This window comes from Pseudomonadota bacterium, assembly GCA_040752895.1.
In the GTDB taxonomy this organism is placed as follows: Bacteria; Pseudomonadota; Alphaproteobacteria.
This window is the reverse complement of sequence record JBFMHN010000002.1, coordinates 410,722-426,667: the sequence shown is the minus strand read 5'-3', so window position 1 is coordinate 426,667 and position 15,946 is coordinate 410,722. Positions and strand designations below refer to the sequence as shown.

Here is a 15,946-nt window from a genome sequence, read left to right as displayed (position 1 = left end):
CGGTCTCAAAGATGGGGCGAAAAGCCCAGCACCGTCAATGCCGTAAGCGCCCCGCCAGGACCGGAGGCATGAAAAAACAACCCGCCATTTTCCTCTGCGGCCATGGCGGCCGGGACCCGGAAACGCTTGCGGAGTTCATCGCTTTCGTGGACCGCTTGCGCGCCCGCAACCCCGCCGCAGCGGTCGGGTACGGATTCCTCGAATTCGCCGAGCCCACCCTCGCCGCAGGCCTCTTTCGGCTGCACGCGGAAGGCGCGCAGGAAATCCTCGCCCTGCCGGTCACCCTTTTCGAAGGCGGCCACAGCCTAGCCGACATCCCGAACGCCCTGCGCGCCTTCGGCCAAGCTCACCCCGCGCTTCGCCTACGCTACGGCCGGGCCTTCGGGGTCGAGGAGAAACTCCTTCGCCTTCTTGCCGATCGCGTTCGCGCAGCGGAGGCGGAGGCAAAGACCAAAGCCGGCGAGCGTGAAAACGCTTTTCTGCTGGTCGTCGCGCGCGGCGCGCGCGAGGAAGGCGCGGCAAGGGATGCCGCGACCATCGCCGGCCGGCTCAAGGCCGAACTCGGTTTTGGCGAGACCCTGGCCGCCTTCAGCGGCCTTGCCCGGCCCACCTTGAAGGAAGGGCTTGAACGCGCCCGCCGGTCGGGTGCGCCGCGCGTGGTGGTCGTTCCCTATTTTCTTTTCACCGGCAAACTCGTGAAGCAGCTCCGCGCGGAAGTGGAAGCCGTGGCCGCCGCCAATGGCGATGTCGAATGGCTTCTCGCTTCGCATCTTTTCGGTCACCCGCTTCTCGAAGAAGCGGCCTGCGACCGGATCGCCGAGATCGCGAACGCCTAGGGTTTGCCGCCCGCCGCCTTGAGAACGCGCGCGCCGTCCGCCTTGCCTTCCCGCCTGGCGATGGCGAGCGCCGTATCGCCCTTACGGTTCCGGTGGTTGACGGAAGCTCCGGCTTTGATCAAAGCGCGCAGGATGTCCGCATGGCCGACCGCCGCCGCCCAGAAAAGGGCCGTCTCGCCGTTTGCATCCTCGGCGTCAACCGGCGCTCCCCGGTCGAGCAAGAGGCAAACGACGACCTCCCTTCCCATCCAGGCGGCCAGGATGAGGGGCGTGACGCGGTCGTCGTACCGGCTGGCGTGCACGCCGGGGTCGGCGCCTTTGGCCAGCATCGCTTCGATGACATCCGAATCGCCGCGCAGCACCGCCCAAATCAGGACCGGGCGGCCGTCGGCGTCGACGACGTTCGGGTCGGCGCCCTTTGCCAGCATGCGTTTAACAAGAGCGCTGTCCGCATACAGCACGACCATGGCGAGCACGCTTTCGCCCTCGACGTTTTGCCGGTTGACGTCGGCGCCGGCTTCGACCAGTGCTTCCACCACCGCGCGATGGCCCTCGGCGGCGGCGGCGAGAAGGGCGGTCTCCCCCTCCCATGTCGCGTGTTCAAGCCTGGCGCCTTTGCCGATCAAAAACCGGACGGCTTGCTCATGCCCGGCCCTTGCCGCCAGCATCAAGGCGCTGAAGCCCGCGAAGTTGCGCGCCTCGATGTCGGCAGCACCTGCGATCAGCGCCGAAAGGACGCCGGTTTCGTTTCGCATCGCCGCCCACATGAGGGGCGTGACGCCAAGCCGGCAGGAAAGTTCCGGGTCAGCCCCCGCCGCAAGAAGGGCTTCGACGGTGGCGCGACGGCCGGCCGCCGCCGCCCGGGCAAGGGGCGTGAACCCGCTCGCGTCCGTGACGTTTGGAGAAACACCGCGGCCGAGCAGCTCGCGCACCTTGTCAAGCTTGCCCGCCCATGCCGCCAAGATGAGGGCGGCTTCCTTCTCGGCGAGACCTTCGCCGGCCGGTCCGCACGACACCGCGCCGACCGAGGCCGGCGTGGCGAAAAAGACGGCAAGAAAAAGAAGCGTCAGGCAAGCGGGCGGGCGTTTCGGCATCGGGTTCTTTCCCCCTTCGTTCCGGCGCTTATCCTCCGCTGCCGCCGGGAATGCAACGGTCCATCAAGGAACTTGCACCGCACAGGGGCTTCTCGCGCCGTAGGCGGCGGGGTAATCTCGCGCCCATGAACGACTCCTCCTTGCCGCCACCCGGGCCCTTGCCGCTGCCCGAGTTCGAGGCCGGGTCCGTTTGGCTGGTCGGCGCCGGCCCTGGAGACCCTGGCTTGCTCACCTTGCTTGCGCTGCATGCGCTACGCACCGCCGATGTCGTCGTCTACGACGCCCTCGTGGACCCGCAGATCCTGACGCTCGCCAACCCGAAAGCTTCGCGCGAATACGCCGGCAAGCGCGGCGGCCGGCCCGGTCCGAAGCAACCCGACATCTCGAAACGCCTAATCCGCCATGCGCAAGAAGGCAAGCGCGTGCTGCGGCTTAAAGGGGGCGATCCCTTCGTCTTCGGCCGCGGCGGCGAGGAGGCGCTGGCCCTGGCCGAAACCGGCATCCCCTTCCGCCTGGTCCCCGGCATCACGGCGGCGATCGGCGGCATGGCTTACGCCGGCGTGCCGGCCACCCATCGCGGAATGAACTCCGCCGTCACCTTCGTGACGGGCCACGCCGACGACGGAGATCTACCGAAGAACGTGGACTGGGAAGGTTTGGTAAAGGGCTCGCCGTTGCTTGTCTTTTATATGCCGATGGGCAATCTCGAAGCCCTTGCCCGCCGCCTGATCACGGCCGGGCGGCAGGCGAAGGAGCCGGCACTTCTCCTGAGCAAGGCGACAACACCGGAACAAACCGCCGTCGAGACGACGTTGGGAGACGCCGCCGCGGACGCGGCAAAAGGGGGCATCGAACCGCCCGCTCTTTTCGTGGTGGGGGAATCCGTTACCTTGCGGCGGCGCCTGAACTGGTACGATGCTATCCTGAAGCGCGCCGAGAAAGGAAAGACCCCGTGAAGAAGATTCCGCCCCATACCCAAGTGCCGCTCGTCTTTCTGGCCGTGCTGGCGCTCGGCTTTTTCCTGCTCATGACCCTGCCGGAAACGAAAAAAGAAAAAGAAGAGGACGTTCCGATCGGCGGGCCCTTCACGCTCCTCGATTCGGCAGGGGTGACGCGCACGAACGCCGACTTCCCGGGCCAGTACCTGCTTGTCTTCTTCGGCTACACTTTTTGCCCGGACGTCTGCCCGATCACCTTGCAAACAGTGGGCAGCGCGCTCGACCGGCTGGGCAAGCAGGCAGAAAAAGTTACGCCCATCTTCATCACGGTCGACCCGGAACGGGACACGCCCGAAAGAATGGGGAAGTACGTCTCAAGCTTCCACCCGCGTCTTGTCGGTCTGAGCGGTTCAAACGAGCAAATCGCCGCCGTCGCAAAGGCCTACCGCGTCTACTACGCGAAGTCGGGCGAGGACGAGGACTACCTCCTCGATCACAGCGCCATCCTGTTCTTCATGAGTCCGGACGGGCGTTACCTTGCCCATTTCCGGAGCGATGATTCCGCCGAGAAGATGGCCGCCGGCATGAGCGGCTTTCTCGAATAGAAAAAAACGCCCTAGACGTCGAGGTTGACGACCTTGAGGGCGTTTTCCTGGATGAAGTCGCGGCGAGGCTCGACGGCATCGCCCATCAGGGTGGAGAAGATCTTCCCGGCCTCGTCCGCGTGGCTCACCTTGACCCGAAGGAGCGTGCGGACGTTCGTGTCGAGCGTCGTTTCCCACAATTGCTCCGGGTTCATCTCGCCCAGCCCCTTGTAGCGCTGAATGGCAAGCCCCTTGCGGCCGGCCCGGGTGACCGCCTCGACCAGGGAGACGGGGCCGGTAATCGTGCTCGCCTCGTCCTTCCGGCGAAGGGTCGCGTGCCGCTCCCAGGTTTTCTGCAGGCGCGAGGCAAGTTCGTCCAAGCGGCGGGCTTCCGCGCTTTGAATGAGCGCAATGCTAAGCTCGTGCCGCGTCGTCACCCCGCGCAGCGTGCGCGAGAAACAATAGCCGCCGGCCGGAAGCGCCTCGCCATTCCAGCCACGCTCGGTTTCGGTGGCGAGCGCGTCGAGCCTTCGTGCGATATAGGCGGCGGCTTCGCTGGCGGTTGCCGGATCGACCGCGAAATCGCGGTTGAGCACGCCCAAGATCGCCGCTTGCTCGATGGCGTCGCGGCTGCCCACCCGGCGGGCCACCGGCTCGATCAGGTGATTGACGACGCGCGCCTCCTCGACGATGGCGCGAAGGTCGGGGCCGGCGTGCTCGGACCCGTCGCTCAAAACCAAAACCACGTCCTCAAGACCGGTCGAGACGAGGTGATCCTCCAGTTGGCGGTCATCCTTCAGGTAGATCGAGGAATTGCCCCGGCGAACGCGATAGAGCGGCGGCTGCGCGATGTAGAGATAGCCACGCTCGATGACCTCCGGCATTTGACGGTAGAAGAACGTGAGCAGGAGGGTGCGGATGTGGCTGCCGTCCACGTCGGCGTCCGTCATGATGATGATTTTGTGGTAGCGCGCCTTTTCGATGTTGAAGTCATCCCGCCCGATGCCGGTGCCGATGGCGGAAATGAGCGTGCCAATCTCGGCCGAGGCAAGCATGCGGTCGAACCGCGCGCGCTCGACGTTCAGGATTTTCCCGCGCAGTGGCAGGATTGCCTGGCACGCCCGGTCGCGCGCCTGTTTCGCGGAACCGCCCGCCGAATCTCCCTCGACGATGAAAAGCTCGCTTTTCTTCGGGTCGCGCTCCTGGCAATCGGCGAGTTTTCCGGGCAGCGAGGAGATATCGAGGGCGCCTTTCCGGCGGGTGAATTCCCGCGCCTTGCGCGCCGCCTCCCGCGCAACGGCCGCTTCGAAGATTTTGGCGACGATTTTCTTCGCCTCAACCGGATGCTCCCCCAGCCATTGGGAAAGCCCGTCTCCGAAGACGCCTTCGACGACCGTGCGGACCTCGGAGGAAACCAGCTTGTCTTTCGTCTGGGAGGAAAACTTCGGATCCGGCACCTTGACGGAGAGGACACAGGTGAGCCCTTCCCGCGCGTCGTCGCCGGTAAGCGCGATGCGTTCCTTCTTCTGGACGCCGCTTTCCTGGGCGTAGGCGTTGATCGTTCGGGTCAACGCCGCGCGAAACCCCGCCAGATGCGTGCCGCCGTCGCGCTGGGGGATGTTGTTCGTGAAGCACAGCATGTTTTCGTGGTAGCTGTCCGTCCACTGCAGCGCGATCTCGACCTCCGTGCGGTCCCGCGTGGCACGCACGAGGATCGGCGGCGTGTGAATCGGCGTTTTCGACTGGTCAAGATAGCCTAGGAAGGCCTCAAGCCCGCCTTTGTAGTGAAATTCGACGCTTTTTTCTTCCGCGCTCCGCGCATCCACGAGTCGTATGGTGATGCCGGAATTAAGGAACGCGAGTTCCCGCAGCCGGTGTTCGATCGTCGAGAAGTCGAACTCCCGCATCGAGAAGGTGGCCGGCGACGGCAGGAAGGTGACTTCCGTGCCGGTCCGTTCCCCGGCGGGACCGGTCTCGGCCAGCGGCGCTTCCGGCACGCCGTCCTTAAAGCGCATGAAATGTTCTTTTCCCTGCCGCCAGATACGCATCTCCAGCCACTCGGAAAGCGCGTTCACGACAGAGACGCCAACGCCGTGCAGCCCGCCGGAAACCTTGTAGGAATTCTGGTCGAATTTCCCGCCGGCATGCAGGTGAGTCATGATGACCTCGGCCGCCGACACGCCCTCTTCCTTGTGGATGCCGACGGGAACGCCGCGGCCGTTGTCGGCGACCCGGACGGAACCGTCGTCCCGCAAGACGATCTCGATGCGATCGCAGTACCCCGCCAGCGCCTCGTCGATGGCGTTGTCGACGACCTCGTAGATCATGTGGTGGAGGCCGGTGCCGTCCTCGGTGTCGCCGATATACATGCCCGGCCGCTTGCGGACGGCGTCGAGGCCGCGCAGGACCTTAATCGATTCGGCGCCGTATTCCTGATCCGGCCCGGTTTTCAGCTTCTTTGACTTTTCCACCGTCTGATCCATCGCTTGGCTGCTTTCCACCCCTTACCCCTCAGCGATGACCGCGCCTTCGAGGACGCGGAAGAACTGGGCGCGCCCCTGCAGCGGCCAAAAAAGGGCGGCGTCGGTTCCCGTTACCCAAGCCTGGGCACCCAAGCCCGCGATCGCCTCGAAAAGCGCCTTCACCCGGATGGCGTCCAGATGCGCCGCCACCTCGTCCAGAAGAAGAAGCGGCGGCGAACCGCGGCGAGCCGTTTGCAGCCGGGCGTCGGCCAGCAAGATCGCGATCAGGAGCGCCTTCTGCTCGCCCGTCGAACAGGTTGCAGCCGGCATCCCCTTGACCAGGTGATGGACGCGAAGGTCGCTCCGATGCGGCCCCTCGGTCGCCAGGCCGGCCGCCCGGTCGCGGGCCCTCAGCGCCTGGAGTCGGGCTCGAAAGCGCAAGGCGACGGCGGCGGCATCGGCCTCTTCAAGCCACGCCTCCAGCGTCCCGCGAAGGCTTAAGGCGGCGCCCGGGAAGGGCCCCGTCGCCTCGGCCACGGCAGCGCTGACCTGGTGCAGATAGTCACGTCGCGTAGCGGCGATCGCGGCACCGTTTTCCGCCATCGTTTCCTCAAGCGCCACCAGCCAGCCGGTATCGGCCGTTTCTTCTTCAAGCAGGCGGGTGCGCTCGCGCATCGCGCGCGTATAGTCGGCCAGGCGCGTGGCATGGGCGGCATCGAAACCATAGGCCAGCCGATCCAGGAAGCGCCGGCGCCCGCCGGGGCCTTCCAGAAAAATCCGGTCCATTTCCGGCGTAAGCCAGCTTGCCCGCAACACCCCGCCCAGCGCCGCCTGGCTTCGCGGATCGCGCCCATTGATCCGAAGCAGGCGGCGTTCGCGTCCCTTTTCCGCCGCCTGCGGGTCGCGGCCGATACCGATTTCCGCGGGTCCTTCCGGGGTCTGGACGCCGATGGCGACCGCCCAGGCGGCGAACGCCGGCGAAAGGTGGCGGCCAAGCTCGGCGATCCTGGCCCGGCGCAGGCCGCGGCCCGGCACGAGCAGGGACAGCGCTTCCAAAAGGTTGGTCTTGCCCGACCCGTTCGGCCCGGTCAGCACGACGGGCGAGGCGTTCAAGGAAAGCCGGAGCGAGGCGTAGTTCCGGAATTCCGTGAGAACGAGGCGAAGCACCGCCGACACCCCGGTGCTTCGCGCCGAGGCGAGCATGTCCGGGGTCATGAGCGCGCCCGCCCTCATACGCGCATCGGCATCAGAACGTAGAGCGCGTTGCCGTCGGCCAGATCCCGCACGAGAGTCGGCGAGCTGGCGTCGGCGAACTTCAATTCGATGCCTTCGCCTTCGATCTGCTGGGTGATGTCGAGAAGATAGCGGGCGTTGAAGCCGATCTCGACCGGGTCGGCGTCGTATTTCACCGCCAGTTCCTCGGAGGACGTGCCGCTTTCCTCCGAGCTTGCCGAAAGCATCAGCTTGCCCGGCGCCAAGGCCAGCTTCACAGCCCGCGATTTTTCGATCGAGATGGTCGAGACCCGGTCGACGGCCGCCGCAAATTCCTGGCGGTTTACAACCATCGCCTTATCGTTCTTGGTCGGGATGACGCGCTCGTAGTCCGGAAAGGTGCCGTCGATGAGCTTCGAGGTGAGCACCGCCGACCCTACGGTGAAGCGTACGCGGGTATCCGAAAGCTCGACTTCGACCGCTGCCGTTGCCTCTTCCATCAGCTTGCCGAGCTCAAGCACCGCCTTTCTCGGCAGGATGACGCCGGGCATGCCGGCCGCCCCTTCCGGGATCGGCATCTCGACCTGGGCCAGCCGGTGGCCGTCCGTCGCCACCGCCCGCAGCATCTCGACGTTTCCGCGCTTGGCCGTATGCAGGAAGATGCCGTTCAGGTAATAGCGCGTCTCCTCCGTTGAAATGGCGAAGCTCGTGTGGTCCAGGAGGTTGCGAAGGTCCGCCGCCGGCAGCCCGAAGCGGTGGGAAAACTTGTCCCCGGCGATGGCGGGAAATTCCTCAACCGGCAGCGTGCTCAGCGCGAAACGCGACCGTCCGGCGGCGAGATTCAAGCGCGCCGTCTTCGTCTCGTAATCGAAGGCGACCTGGGCGCCCTCTGGCAATTTGCGCACGATGTCGTAAAGCGTGTGCGCAGGTGCTGTCGCCTGGCCCTTGTCCGTGACCTCCGCCGCCAGCGTTTCGATCACCGCCAAATCCATGTCCGTCGCCGTCAAATGCAGGCGCCCCTTTTCGGCGGAGAAGAGAACGTTGGAAAGAATGGGGATCGTCGTCCGGCGTTCGACGACGCGTTGAATATGCCCCAGGGACTTGAGAAGCGCCGCGCGTTCGATGGTAAATTTCATGTCCGACAAGAACGTTTTAAACCGGTTGTCCGGGCACCGGCCGGGGCGCCCCCCGCTTTTCGCCGGCCCGGTGGGACGGCTTCGCGAGGGAACCCCGAAGCGGCAACGCAGTATAGCACAAGCCGTTGGTTTTCGAAGCTTTCTTGCGGCTTTTCGGGGATAAAAAAAGGGCGAAAAACCGCCCGCTTTTCGGCCCGGCGGCAAGCCAGTGCCGTCAGCCTTCCAGAAGACGGCGAAGTAGCTCGATGTCTTCCGAAAAACTCGGGTCCGAAAGGCGCAATTCCTCCACCTTGCGGACAGCATGCATGACGGTTGTGTGATCCCGGCCGCCGAATTTGCGGCCGATTTCCGGCAGCGAGCGCTGGGTCAGCTGCTTGGCCAGATACATCGCCACCTGCCTGGGCCTGGCGACGGCGCGCGCGCGGCGATCCGAATGCATGTCCGAAACCCGGACATTGAAATGCTCGGCGACCCGTTTCTGGATCTCCTCGATCGTGACCCGGCGCTCATTCGCCCGCAGCAGGTCGCGCAGCACCTCCTGGGTGCCTTGAAGGGTGATGGCCTGACCGACGAGCGTCGCATGGGCGACGACGCGGGTGAGCGCGCCTTCCAGTTCGCGGATATTCGACGTGATGCGGTTGGCGAGGAATTCCATCACCTTTGTCGGCACGGCGAACCCCATCTGCTCCGCCTTCGAATGGAGGATGCCGAGGCGGAGCTCATAGCTCGTCGCGTGGATGTCGGCGACTAGCCCCCAGCCCAGGCGGGAGCGCAGCCGTTCTTCCAGCCGGTCGAGATCGGAGGGGGATTTGTCGGCGGAAATGATGATCTGGCGCTTCTGGTCCACCAAGGCGTTGAAAGTATGGAAAAATTCCTCTTGTGTCGCCTCTTTGTCCGCCATGAATTGAACGTCGTCGATCATGAGAACGTCGACGGAACGGAACAAATCCTTGAACGCCATCGTATTCTTGAAGCGGAGCGCCCGGATGAACAGGTACATGAACTTCTCGGCCGAAAGGTAAACAACCTTGCGCGAGGGGTCGCGCTCGCGGATGTACCAGGCGATGGCGTGCATGAGGTGGGTCTTGCCGAGCCCGACCCCGCCATAGAGGAAGAGGGGATTGAAGGGCACCGCCGTCGCCTCGACGACGCGGCGGGCAGCGGCATGGGCAAGCTCATTCGGCTTGCCGACGACGAAGTTGTCGAAGGTGAAGCGTGGGTCCAGGGGGGCGGCCACTTCCTCAAGCGTCCATGCCCGGCCGGCGGACGGCAGGTTCACGCTTTCGACGGCGATTCCGGCTTCGGCCGCCACCCGCTCGGCGTCCACTTCCTTTTCTGCCGGTTTCCCGCGCAAGCCCCGAACGATGAAATCAATCTTGCGCAGGTCATGGTTTTCGGTCTGCCAAAGCTCGCGGATGCGCTCGGCGTATTTCGATTGAATCCAGTCGCGCATAAAACGGGTCGGCACGGAAAACGTCACCGTCCCGTTCTCGATGGATTCCACTTCGAGCGGGCCGAGCCAGCTCTTGAAGATTGCCTCGCCAAACTCCGTTTCAAGCCGCTTGCGAACGCCGCCCCATTCCGTGGCGAGCGTCAGGGAAAGGGGACTCTGGTTCATCGACCATCCCCCGCCGGAAAAGACAGAAATGTATGAAATCCCAGGCTGTTAAGCGCTGCTTCTAGGAAGGTGCGCCGGGGCGGTAAGGCCGCGATGCCCGCCGGCGTTTTCTGCCGCCGCGCGGCGCGTGCGAGCCATGCCTTCTGCTTCGCCCTAAGCGACATGCCCTCTCCCTGAAAACGACCCCCCGGTTCATCAGGCAATTGCGTTTGCCTTGATGCCCGAACGTAAAATTTTGTTCGCGGAAAACTTCAAAACGACTGAAAAAGTTTTCCCGAATGCGCTGTTTAAATTTCTCTCCGAAAACTTCGACGCGAAGGCGGTGCGTTCGCTTAATCCGCAGCCGCAACACCCCCGCGAAGAAGAAACAAGACTAGCCACACTTGCCCGTCTTGGCAAGCCGACCGAAAGGGGAACTCGGAGAAAAATTTTCGCGCGCGACAGGCGGTAAACTGTGCCGCCCGATCGCAAAAAATCAGGCGCCCACACAAACCAAACGATAAAATTTTAAGTTAAAGCGCTTTGATTCTTGCGCTGAGACGCGAGAGCTTGCGCGCCGCGGTATTCTTCTTCAGCACGCCCTTCGTGACGCCGCGCATGATTTCCGGCTGCGCCGCACGCAGGGCCGCCGCCGCCGCTTCCTTGTCGCCGCTTGCCGTAGCCGTTTCGACCTTCTTCAGGAAGGTGCGGATACGCGTCCGCCGCGCGCGGTTCACTTCCGTGCGCTTCGCCATCTGGCGCGTGCTCTTTTTTGCCGATTTCGTCGTCGCCATGGGAAAAATCCGATTCCTCTCGGTGGGGTCGGGTTTATAGCGTCAAGCTGGGCCAAACGTCAAGGCCGACCAGATCTAGCGGTGCTTCCAGGCCGGGCTTCGCTTGTCAACGAAGGCGGCCATTCCTTCCTCGCGATCCTCCGTCGCGAAGGTCAGGTTGAAGAGGCGATGTTCGACTTGAAGGCCGGTTTTCAGGGTGGTTTCGAAGGCCGCGTTCACCGCCTCCTTCGCGATCCGCGTCACCGGCAGCGAAAGCGCGGCGATCTTCCCGCCCAGGGCCACCGCCTCCTCGATCAGGGAGGCCAGCGGCACGACCCGGCAGGCGAGCCCGGTCCGCTCGGCCTCCTCGGCCCCCATCATTCTCCCGGTCAGGCACATCTCCATCGCCTTCGACTTGCCGATGGCGCGCGTCAGCCGCTGGGTGCCGCCGGCGCCCGGAATCGTGCCGATCGTGATTTCCGGCAAGCCCAGTTTCGCGTTATCGGCGACGATCAGAATGTCGCACATGAGCGCGATCTCGAACCCGCCGCCAAGGGCATAGCCAGCCACCGCCGCGATCGTCGGCTTGTTGAAACGGGCGACGCACTCCCAGTTGTACGTGAAGGTGCGTTCGTGCGCCTCGATGGCGGTCATCCGACGAATTTCCTTGATGTCGGCGCCGGCGGCGAAAGCCTTCTCGCTGCCCGTGAACACGACCGCGCCGACGTTGTCGTCCGCCCGGAAGGTTTCCAGGGCCTCGCCCACCTCGCCGACCAAGGCGTCGCAAAGCGCGTTGAGGGCTTTCGGCCGGTTCAGGGTGATGAGGCCGACGCGGCCGCGCGTCTCCACGAGAATGTTCTCATATGCCATAGGCTGCTCCTGTTCGTTTCTGTCCGGGAACGATCTTGTTTAGTCGGGGGAAAGCGAAAATCGAACCAGCAAGGGGGCGCGGCCCTCGAAGGTGATGCGCAGCACCTCGCCCTCGCGGCGAAAGGTGGTCTTACCTTCCGGCGTCCAGCCGAGCTGGGGCAGGGTCGCCGCATAGAAGGCCGCGACCTCCGCTTCCCCCACCTCGCCTTGCGCCAGGGAAATCACGATGCGCCCCATCGGCTTGTCGAAGACGACCCCTTCGTCTTCCACCTCGGCCAGCTTCGGCATCAGGGGAAGATCGTCGATGGCGCGCAGATAGGCGGGCGAGGCCTCGTCGGCCGCCGCGCGCACCGGCCCAAGCGACAAGAACCCGAGCAGCAGCCACCCGGCAAGCCGCACGCCCCGCTTCCTCCACCCCGTCGCCCGTCTTTGCGCCATCCGGCCCTTTTCCTATCGCTGGCGTTTCGAACAATAGAACGTCGAACGCCCCGCCTGGCGAATCCGCCGCACGCCCGCCCCGCAATCGCAGGCCGGACAGGGCGCGCCTTCCCGATCATAGACCGCGAAGTGGTGCTGAAAATAGCCGAGTTCGCCAGAAGGCCGCGCATGGTCCTTGAGCGAGGACCCGCCGGCGGCGATCGCCCGCGTCAACACCTCGCGGATGGCCCCGGCCAGGCGTTCGGCGCGGCGCCCGCGGACGGAGGCGGCTCCGCGCCGTGGCGAAAACCCTGCCCAATAGAGGCTTTCGCACACATAGATGTTGCCAAGACCGGCCACCACGTGCTGGTCGAGGAGGACCGTCTTGATCGGCCCCTGCCGGCCGTGAAGCCGCGCCGCGATGGCATCCCCCGCGAAGCCCGGTTCCAGGGGGTCCGGCCCCATCGCCTTGAACAGCGGGTGGGTGGCGAGGCCTGCCTCGACGCCGAGGGCGCAAAGCCCGAAGCGCCGGGGGTCGCGAAAGCGGATCACCGGGCCCGCCGCGATCTCGAAATCGAGATGGTCGTGGGGTCCGGGCGGCGGCGCTTCGCCTTCGAGGATGGAAAGCCGGCCCGACATGCCGAGATGCTGGATGAGAACGGTCCCGTCCTCGAGGTGCCACAGCAGATACTTGCCGCGCCGGCCAAGTGTGTGGACGCGCTTTCCCTCGAGACGGGCCGCGAAGGAAGGCGGCAAGGGCACGCGCAGATCCCCGCGGCGAACGACGACGCGGGCGATCCGCCGCCCCTCGAGATGGGGCCGCAGGCCAAGGCGAACGGTCTCGACTTCCGGCAGTTCCGGCATGACCCAAGGTAGCGCCTTCCCAAGGCCTCCGCTATCCTCGGGCCCAGCATGACACTGAAAAACCAGGACCCGCCCACGCCCGCGCCGGAGACGGTTGATTTCGGTTTCCGCCGGGTCCCGGCGGCGGAAAAGACGACTCTGGTGGATGCCGTCTTCGCCCGCGTCGCCGAACGCTATGACCTCATGAACGACCTCATGAGCGGCGGCGTGCATCGTCTGTGGAAGCGCGCCCTCATCGACCACCTGGCGCCCCGGCCGGGGATGCGCCTGCTCGATGTCGCCGGCGGCACCGGGGACATCGCCCGGCGTTTTCTCGTCAGCGCCGAGGCGGACCGGCGCGACACCGGCCACGTCCAGGCCCAAACCCAGGCCATCGTCTGTGACCGCAACCCGGCCATGCTTGGTGTCGGGCGGAACCGCGCGCTTGATCGCGGCCGCCTGCGCGGCATCGCGTGGGTGGCGGGGGATGCGGAGAAGCTTCCCATCGCCTCGGAAAGCGTTGACGCCTACGTCATTTCCTTCGGGCTGCGCAACGTGACCCGGATCGAGGCTGCGCTCGGCGAGGCGGCCCGCGTGCTGAAGCCCGGCGGACATTTCCTCTGCCTCGAATTCAGCCGGGTGGTCCTCCCTGGCCTGGCCGCACTTTACGATGCCTATTCCTTCCGCGTCATCCCGCTCTTGGGCGAGATCGTCGCCAAGGACGGGGAAGCCTACCGCTACCTGGTCGAAAGCATCCGCCGCTTTCCCGATCAAGAGACGCTTTGCGAAAAAATCCGCGCCGCCGGGCTTGGCCGCGTGAAGGTGCGCAACCTTTCCGGCGGTATCGCCGCCATCCATTCCGCCTGGCGGGTGTAGGCCTAAGCCCCGGATAACCCACGCAATCGGGCAGGTTGTACGGAAACCTTGTCTCGCCAGTCGCCGCCTCTTACATTATTTACGGTTTTCTTCCGTAGTTTTCCCGCCGCCCGATGGTGATCCTCCCGTGCTCGAAAACAAGCGCATCTTGCTGATCGTCTCCGGCGGCATCGCCGCTTACAAGGCCCTCGACCTCATCCGCAGGCTCAAGGAGCGGGGCGCGCGCGTGCGCGCGATCCTGACCAAGGGCGGCGCCGAGTTCGTCACTCCCCTTTCCGTCGCAGCCCTTTCCGGCGAGAAAGTTTATCAGGACCTTTTCTCGCTGACGGACGAAAGCGAGATGGGGCACATCCGCCTCTCCCGCGAGGCCGATCTTCTCGTCGTCGCCCCAGCGAGCGCCGATCTGCTTGCCCGGATGGCGGGCGGCCTGGCCGACGATCTGGCGACCACCGCGCTGCTCGCCACCGACAAGCCGGTGCTGGTGGCGCCCGCCATGAACGTCGAGATGTGGATGAATCCGGCCACGCAAACGAACATGGCCTTGCTCGAAAGTCGCGGGGTGTTGCGTATCGGCCCGGCGGAAGGGGATCTCGCCTGCGGCGAGACCGGTCCCGGCCGGATGGCGGAGCCTTCGGACATTCTGGCCGCGATCGAGAATTTCCTGACCCGCCCAACGCCGCTTCGCGGGCGGCGGGTAATGGTCACCAGCGGACCCACCCGCGAGGCGATCGATCCCGTCCGCTACTTAACGAACGCCTCTTCCGGCAAGCAGGGCTATGCGATTGCCCGGGCGCTGGCCCGGCTCGGCGCCGACACCGTGCTGGTGACGGGGCCGACCGCGCTTCAATCCCCCCCGCTCGTCCGCGTTCGCCACGTCACCACGGCGGAAGAGATGCTGGCCGCCTGCGAAGCAGAACTGCCCGTCGAGGTGGCCGTTTGCGCGGCCGCCGTGGCGGATTGGCGGCCGGTCGCGAAACCGAACCACAAGCTCAAGAAGGAAGAAGGCCGGCCGCCGGTCTTGGAACTGCAGGAAACGCCGGACGTGCTGGCCCGTCTAAGCGCGACGGGACCTAAGCGCCCGAGGCTCGTCATCGGGTTCGCCGCCGAGACCGAAAACCTGATCGAGAACGCCACGGCCAAGCGCAAGCGCAAGGGGTGCGACTGGATCCTGGCGAACGACGTGTCGCCGGAAAGCAACGTGTTCGGCGGCGACCTCAACACCATACGCTTCCTCACGGCGGAAGGCATCGAGGCATGGCCGACCCAAAGCAAGGACGCCGTCGCCGCCTTGCTCGCCGAACGGATTGTCGCCCATTTCGCGGGACAGCCATGACCCCCGTTGCCGTTACCGTCGAACGCCTGCCCAACGGCAGGGATCTTGATCTCCCGGCCTACGCGACAGCCGCCAGCGCCGGCCTCGACCTGCTGGCAGCGAATTCTCTGCCCGAAACCTTGGCACCCGGCGGCCGCGCCCTGATCCCGACCGGCATCCAGATCGCGCTACCGCCAGGCTTCGAGGCGCAAATCCGTCCGCGCTCGGGCCTCGCCCTTCGCTTTGGCCTGACCGTCCTCAACGCGCCGGGCACGATCGACGCCGACTACCGCGGCGAGATCGCCGTTCTTCTCGTCAATCTCGGCGCCGCACCCTTCACGGTCGAGCGCGGCATGCGGATCGCCCAGATGGTCGTGGCCCCGGTGAGCCGCGTCACCTGGCAAGAGGTCGAGGCCTTGCCCTTAAGCCAACGCGGCGAGGGCGGCTTCGGTTCGACGGGCCTTCACGCCAACCCTGCGGGCGAATAATGCGGATCTCGAAGAAACTGCTTTTCGCTCTCGAGGCGGTCCTCGACATCGCTTACCATTCCGGCGGCGAGCCGGTGCAGTCGAGCGCCATCACCCGCCGCCAGAAAATTCCGAAGCGTTACCTCGAACAGGTTCTGCAACAACTGGTCCGCGCCGGCGTCCTGATCGGCGTGCGCGGGCCGCGCGGCGGCTACCGGCTGGCGCGCGAAAGAAGGCGCATCACGCTGGGCGAGGTGGCGCGCACCGTGCGCGAGCTGGAGACGACCAAGGACCCCTTGGAGAACCCGGCCGGCGCCGAACTTGGCCGCCGCATTCTGCGCCCGCTCTGGATGCGTATCTTCGACGAGACGATGGCCCGTCTCGACTCGCTCACCATCGAGGACCTTTGCAACCAGGCCGCCGCCCTTGGCGTCGCCAGCGAGGCGGAAGAGAAGCTCGATTTCAGCATTTGATTTTTCGCGGACGAAAGCCTAAATAACATTTATAAGTTGTAATAAAATTTTTTTTA

At 65.2% G+C, this 15,946-nt stretch carries 17 protein-coding genes; 8 read left to right on the top strand and 9 right to left on the bottom strand.

Annotated features, from left to right (window positions below; genetic code table 11):
• Positions 1-68: 68 nt before the first annotated feature.
• On the top strand, positions 69-836 hold the full coding sequence (locus AB1781_05925; protein MEW5704111.1) for a sirohydrochlorin chelatase: 768 nt from the start codon (positions 69-71) through the stop codon (positions 834-836).
• Here AB1781_05925 and AB1781_05920 read toward each other — a convergent pair.
• Positions 833-1,930: an ankyrin repeat domain-containing protein gene (locus AB1781_05920; GenBank protein ID MEW5704110.1), complete on the bottom strand. Its 1,098-nt coding sequence runs from the start codon at positions 1,928-1,930 to the stop codon at positions 833-835. The two genes, AB1781_05925 and AB1781_05920, sit on opposite strands and share 4 nt — an antisense overlap.
• Before the next feature lie 125 nt (positions 1,931-2,055).
• Here AB1781_05920 and cobA point away from each other — a divergent pair, with 125 nt between their 5' ends.
• Together cobA and AB1781_05910 are read left to right on the top strand one after the other, a co-directional pair.
• A complete protein-coding gene (gene cobA / locus AB1781_05915; GenBank protein MEW5704109.1) occupies positions 2,056-2,886 on the top strand; it encodes a uroporphyrinogen-III C-methyltransferase in 831 nt (276 codons plus the stop codon).
• Positions 2,883-3,473 (top strand): SCO family protein, encoded by a 591-nt coding sequence (locus AB1781_05910; GenBank protein MEW5704108.1) that lies wholly within the window; start codon positions 2,883-2,885, stop codon positions 3,471-3,473. The genes cobA and AB1781_05910 overlap by 4 nt, the downstream gene beginning before the upstream one ends.
• Before the next feature lie 11 nt (positions 3,474-3,484).
• Here AB1781_05910 and gyrB read toward each other — a convergent pair whose 3' ends face one another.
• The 4 genes from gyrB to dnaA all read right to left on the bottom strand — a co-directional run bounded on the left by gyrB (position 3,485) and on the right by dnaA (position 9,880).
• Entirely contained in the window at positions 3,485-5,935 is a 2,451-nt protein-coding gene (gene gyrB, locus AB1781_05905) for a DNA topoisomerase (ATP-hydrolyzing) subunit B (GenBank protein MEW5704107.1), read from the bottom strand.
• 21 nt (positions 5,936-5,956) lie between these two features.
• Complete coding sequence (recF, locus tag AB1781_05900; GenBank protein ID MEW5704106.1) at positions 5,957-7,129, bottom strand: DNA replication/repair protein RecF; 1,173 nt, start codon at positions 7,127-7,129, stop codon at positions 5,957-5,959.
• Between the two features lie 14 nt (positions 7,130-7,143).
• Positions 7,144-8,262, bottom strand: a complete 1,119-nt coding sequence (dnaN, locus tag AB1781_05895) for a DNA polymerase III subunit beta (protein ID MEW5704105.1) — start codon at positions 8,260-8,262, stop codon at positions 7,144-7,146.
• A 214-nt stretch (positions 8,263-8,476) separates the two neighbouring features.
• Positions 8,477-9,880 carry a chromosomal replication initiator protein DnaA gene (gene dnaA / locus AB1781_05890; protein MEW5704104.1) on the bottom strand — a complete coding sequence of 468 codons (1,404 nt, stop codon included), beginning with the start codon at positions 9,878-9,880 and terminating at the stop codon, positions 8,477-8,479.
• A gap of 217 nt (positions 9,881-10,097) precedes the next feature.
• On the opposite strand from dnaA, the gene AB1781_05885 reads away from it, so the two are divergent.
• Positions 10,098-10,331 (top strand): hypothetical protein, encoded by a 234-nt coding sequence (locus AB1781_05885; GenBank protein MEW5704103.1) that lies wholly within the window; start codon positions 10,098-10,100, stop codon positions 10,329-10,331.
• A gap of 61 nt (positions 10,332-10,392) precedes the next feature.
• On the opposite strand, the gene rpsT is transcribed toward AB1781_05885, so the two are convergent.
• The 4 genes from rpsT to mutM all read right to left on the bottom strand — a co-directional run bounded on the left by rpsT (position 10,393) and on the right by mutM (position 12,783).
• On the bottom strand, positions 10,393-10,653 hold the full coding sequence (rpsT, locus tag AB1781_05880) for a 30S ribosomal protein S20 (protein MEW5704102.1): 261 nt from the start codon (positions 10,651-10,653) through the stop codon (positions 10,393-10,395).
• A gap of 75 nt (positions 10,654-10,728) precedes the next feature.
• Positions 10,729-11,502 carry an enoyl-CoA hydratase-related protein gene (locus AB1781_05875; GenBank protein MEW5704101.1) on the bottom strand — a complete coding sequence of 258 codons (774 nt, stop codon included), beginning with the start codon at positions 11,500-11,502 and terminating at the stop codon, positions 10,729-10,731.
• 39 nt (positions 11,503-11,541) lie between these two features.
• Positions 11,542-11,940, bottom strand: coding sequence for a hypothetical protein (locus tag AB1781_05870; GenBank protein ID MEW5704100.1), 399 nt, complete (start codon positions 11,938-11,940; stop codon positions 11,542-11,544).
• 12 nt (positions 11,941-11,952) lie between these two features.
• A complete protein-coding gene (gene mutM, locus AB1781_05865) occupies positions 11,953-12,783 on the bottom strand; it encodes a bifunctional DNA-formamidopyrimidine glycosylase/DNA-(apurinic or apyrimidinic site) lyase (GenBank protein ID MEW5704099.1) in 831 nt (276 codons plus the stop codon).
• 48 nt (positions 12,784-12,831) lie between these two features.
• Between mutM and AB1781_05860 the strand changes: the two genes are divergently transcribed.
• The 4 genes from AB1781_05860 (at position 12,832) to AB1781_05845 (ending at position 15,890) form a co-directional block, all read left to right on the top strand.
• A complete protein-coding gene (locus tag AB1781_05860; GenBank protein MEW5704098.1) occupies positions 12,832-13,638 on the top strand; it encodes a class I SAM-dependent methyltransferase in 807 nt (268 codons plus the stop codon).
• Between the two features lie 127 nt (positions 13,639-13,765).
• Positions 13,766-14,971, top strand: a complete 1,206-nt coding sequence (coaBC, locus tag AB1781_05855; protein ID MEW5704097.1) for a bifunctional phosphopantothenoylcysteine decarboxylase/phosphopantothenate--cysteine ligase CoaBC — start codon at positions 13,766-13,768, stop codon at positions 14,969-14,971.
• A complete protein-coding gene (gene dut, locus AB1781_05850; protein MEW5704096.1) occupies positions 14,968-15,438 on the top strand; it encodes a dUTP diphosphatase in 471 nt (156 codons plus the stop codon). The genes coaBC and dut overlap by 4 nt, the downstream gene beginning before the upstream one ends.
• On the top strand, positions 15,435-15,890 hold the full coding sequence (locus AB1781_05845) for an Rrf2 family transcriptional regulator (protein MEW5704095.1): 456 nt from the start codon (positions 15,435-15,437) through the stop codon (positions 15,888-15,890). The genes dut and AB1781_05845 overlap by 4 nt, the downstream gene beginning before the upstream one ends.
• The last annotated feature ends 56 nt before the right edge of the window (positions 15,891-15,946 follow it).

Coding starts and splice junctions, on each gene's coding strand:
- AB1781_05875 (MEW5704101.1), bottom strand. CDS start 11,502: ATGGCATATGAGAACATTCTCGTGGAGACGCGCGGCCGCGTCGGCCTC.
- dnaA (MEW5704104.1), bottom strand. CDS start 9,880: ATGAACCAGAGTCCCCTTTCCCTGACGCTCGCCACGGAATGGGGCGGC.
- rpsT (MEW5704102.1), bottom strand. CDS start 10,653: ATGGCGACGACGAAATCGGCAAAAAAGAGCACGCGCCAGATGGCGAAG.
- AB1781_05920 (MEW5704110.1), bottom strand. CDS start 1,930: ATGCCGAAACGCCCGCCCGCTTGCCTGACGCTTCTTTTTCTTGCCGTC.
- AB1781_05860 (MEW5704098.1), top strand. CDS start 12,832: ATGACACTGAAAAACCAGGACCCGCCCACGCCCGCGCCGGAGACGGTT.
- mutM (MEW5704099.1), bottom strand. CDS start 12,783: ATGCCGGAACTGCCGGAAGTCGAGACCGTTCGCCTTGGCCTGCGGCCC.
- gyrB (MEW5704107.1), bottom strand. CDS start 5,935: ATGGATCAGACGGTGGAAAAGTCAAAGAAGCTGAAAACCGGGCCGGAT.
- dnaN (MEW5704105.1), bottom strand. CDS start 8,262: ATGAAATTTACCATCGAACGCGCGGCGCTTCTCAAGTCCCTGGGGCAT.
- recF (MEW5704106.1), bottom strand. CDS start 7,129: ATGACCCCGGACATGCTCGCCTCGGCGCGAAGCACCGGGGTGTCGGCG.
- cobA (MEW5704109.1), top strand. CDS start 2,056: ATGAACGACTCCTCCTTGCCGCCACCCGGGCCCTTGCCGCTGCCCGAG.
- AB1781_05885 (MEW5704103.1), top strand. CDS start 10,098: ATGCCCGAACGTAAAATTTTGTTCGCGGAAAACTTCAAAACGACTGAA.
- AB1781_05925 (MEW5704111.1), top strand. CDS start 69: ATGAAAAAACAACCCGCCATTTTCCTCTGCGGCCATGGCGGCCGGGAC.
- dut (MEW5704096.1), top strand. CDS start 14,968: ATGACCCCCGTTGCCGTTACCGTCGAACGCCTGCCCAACGGCAGGGAT.
- AB1781_05870 (MEW5704100.1), bottom strand. CDS start 11,940: ATGGCGCAAAGACGGGCGACGGGGTGGAGGAAGCGGGGCGTGCGGCTT.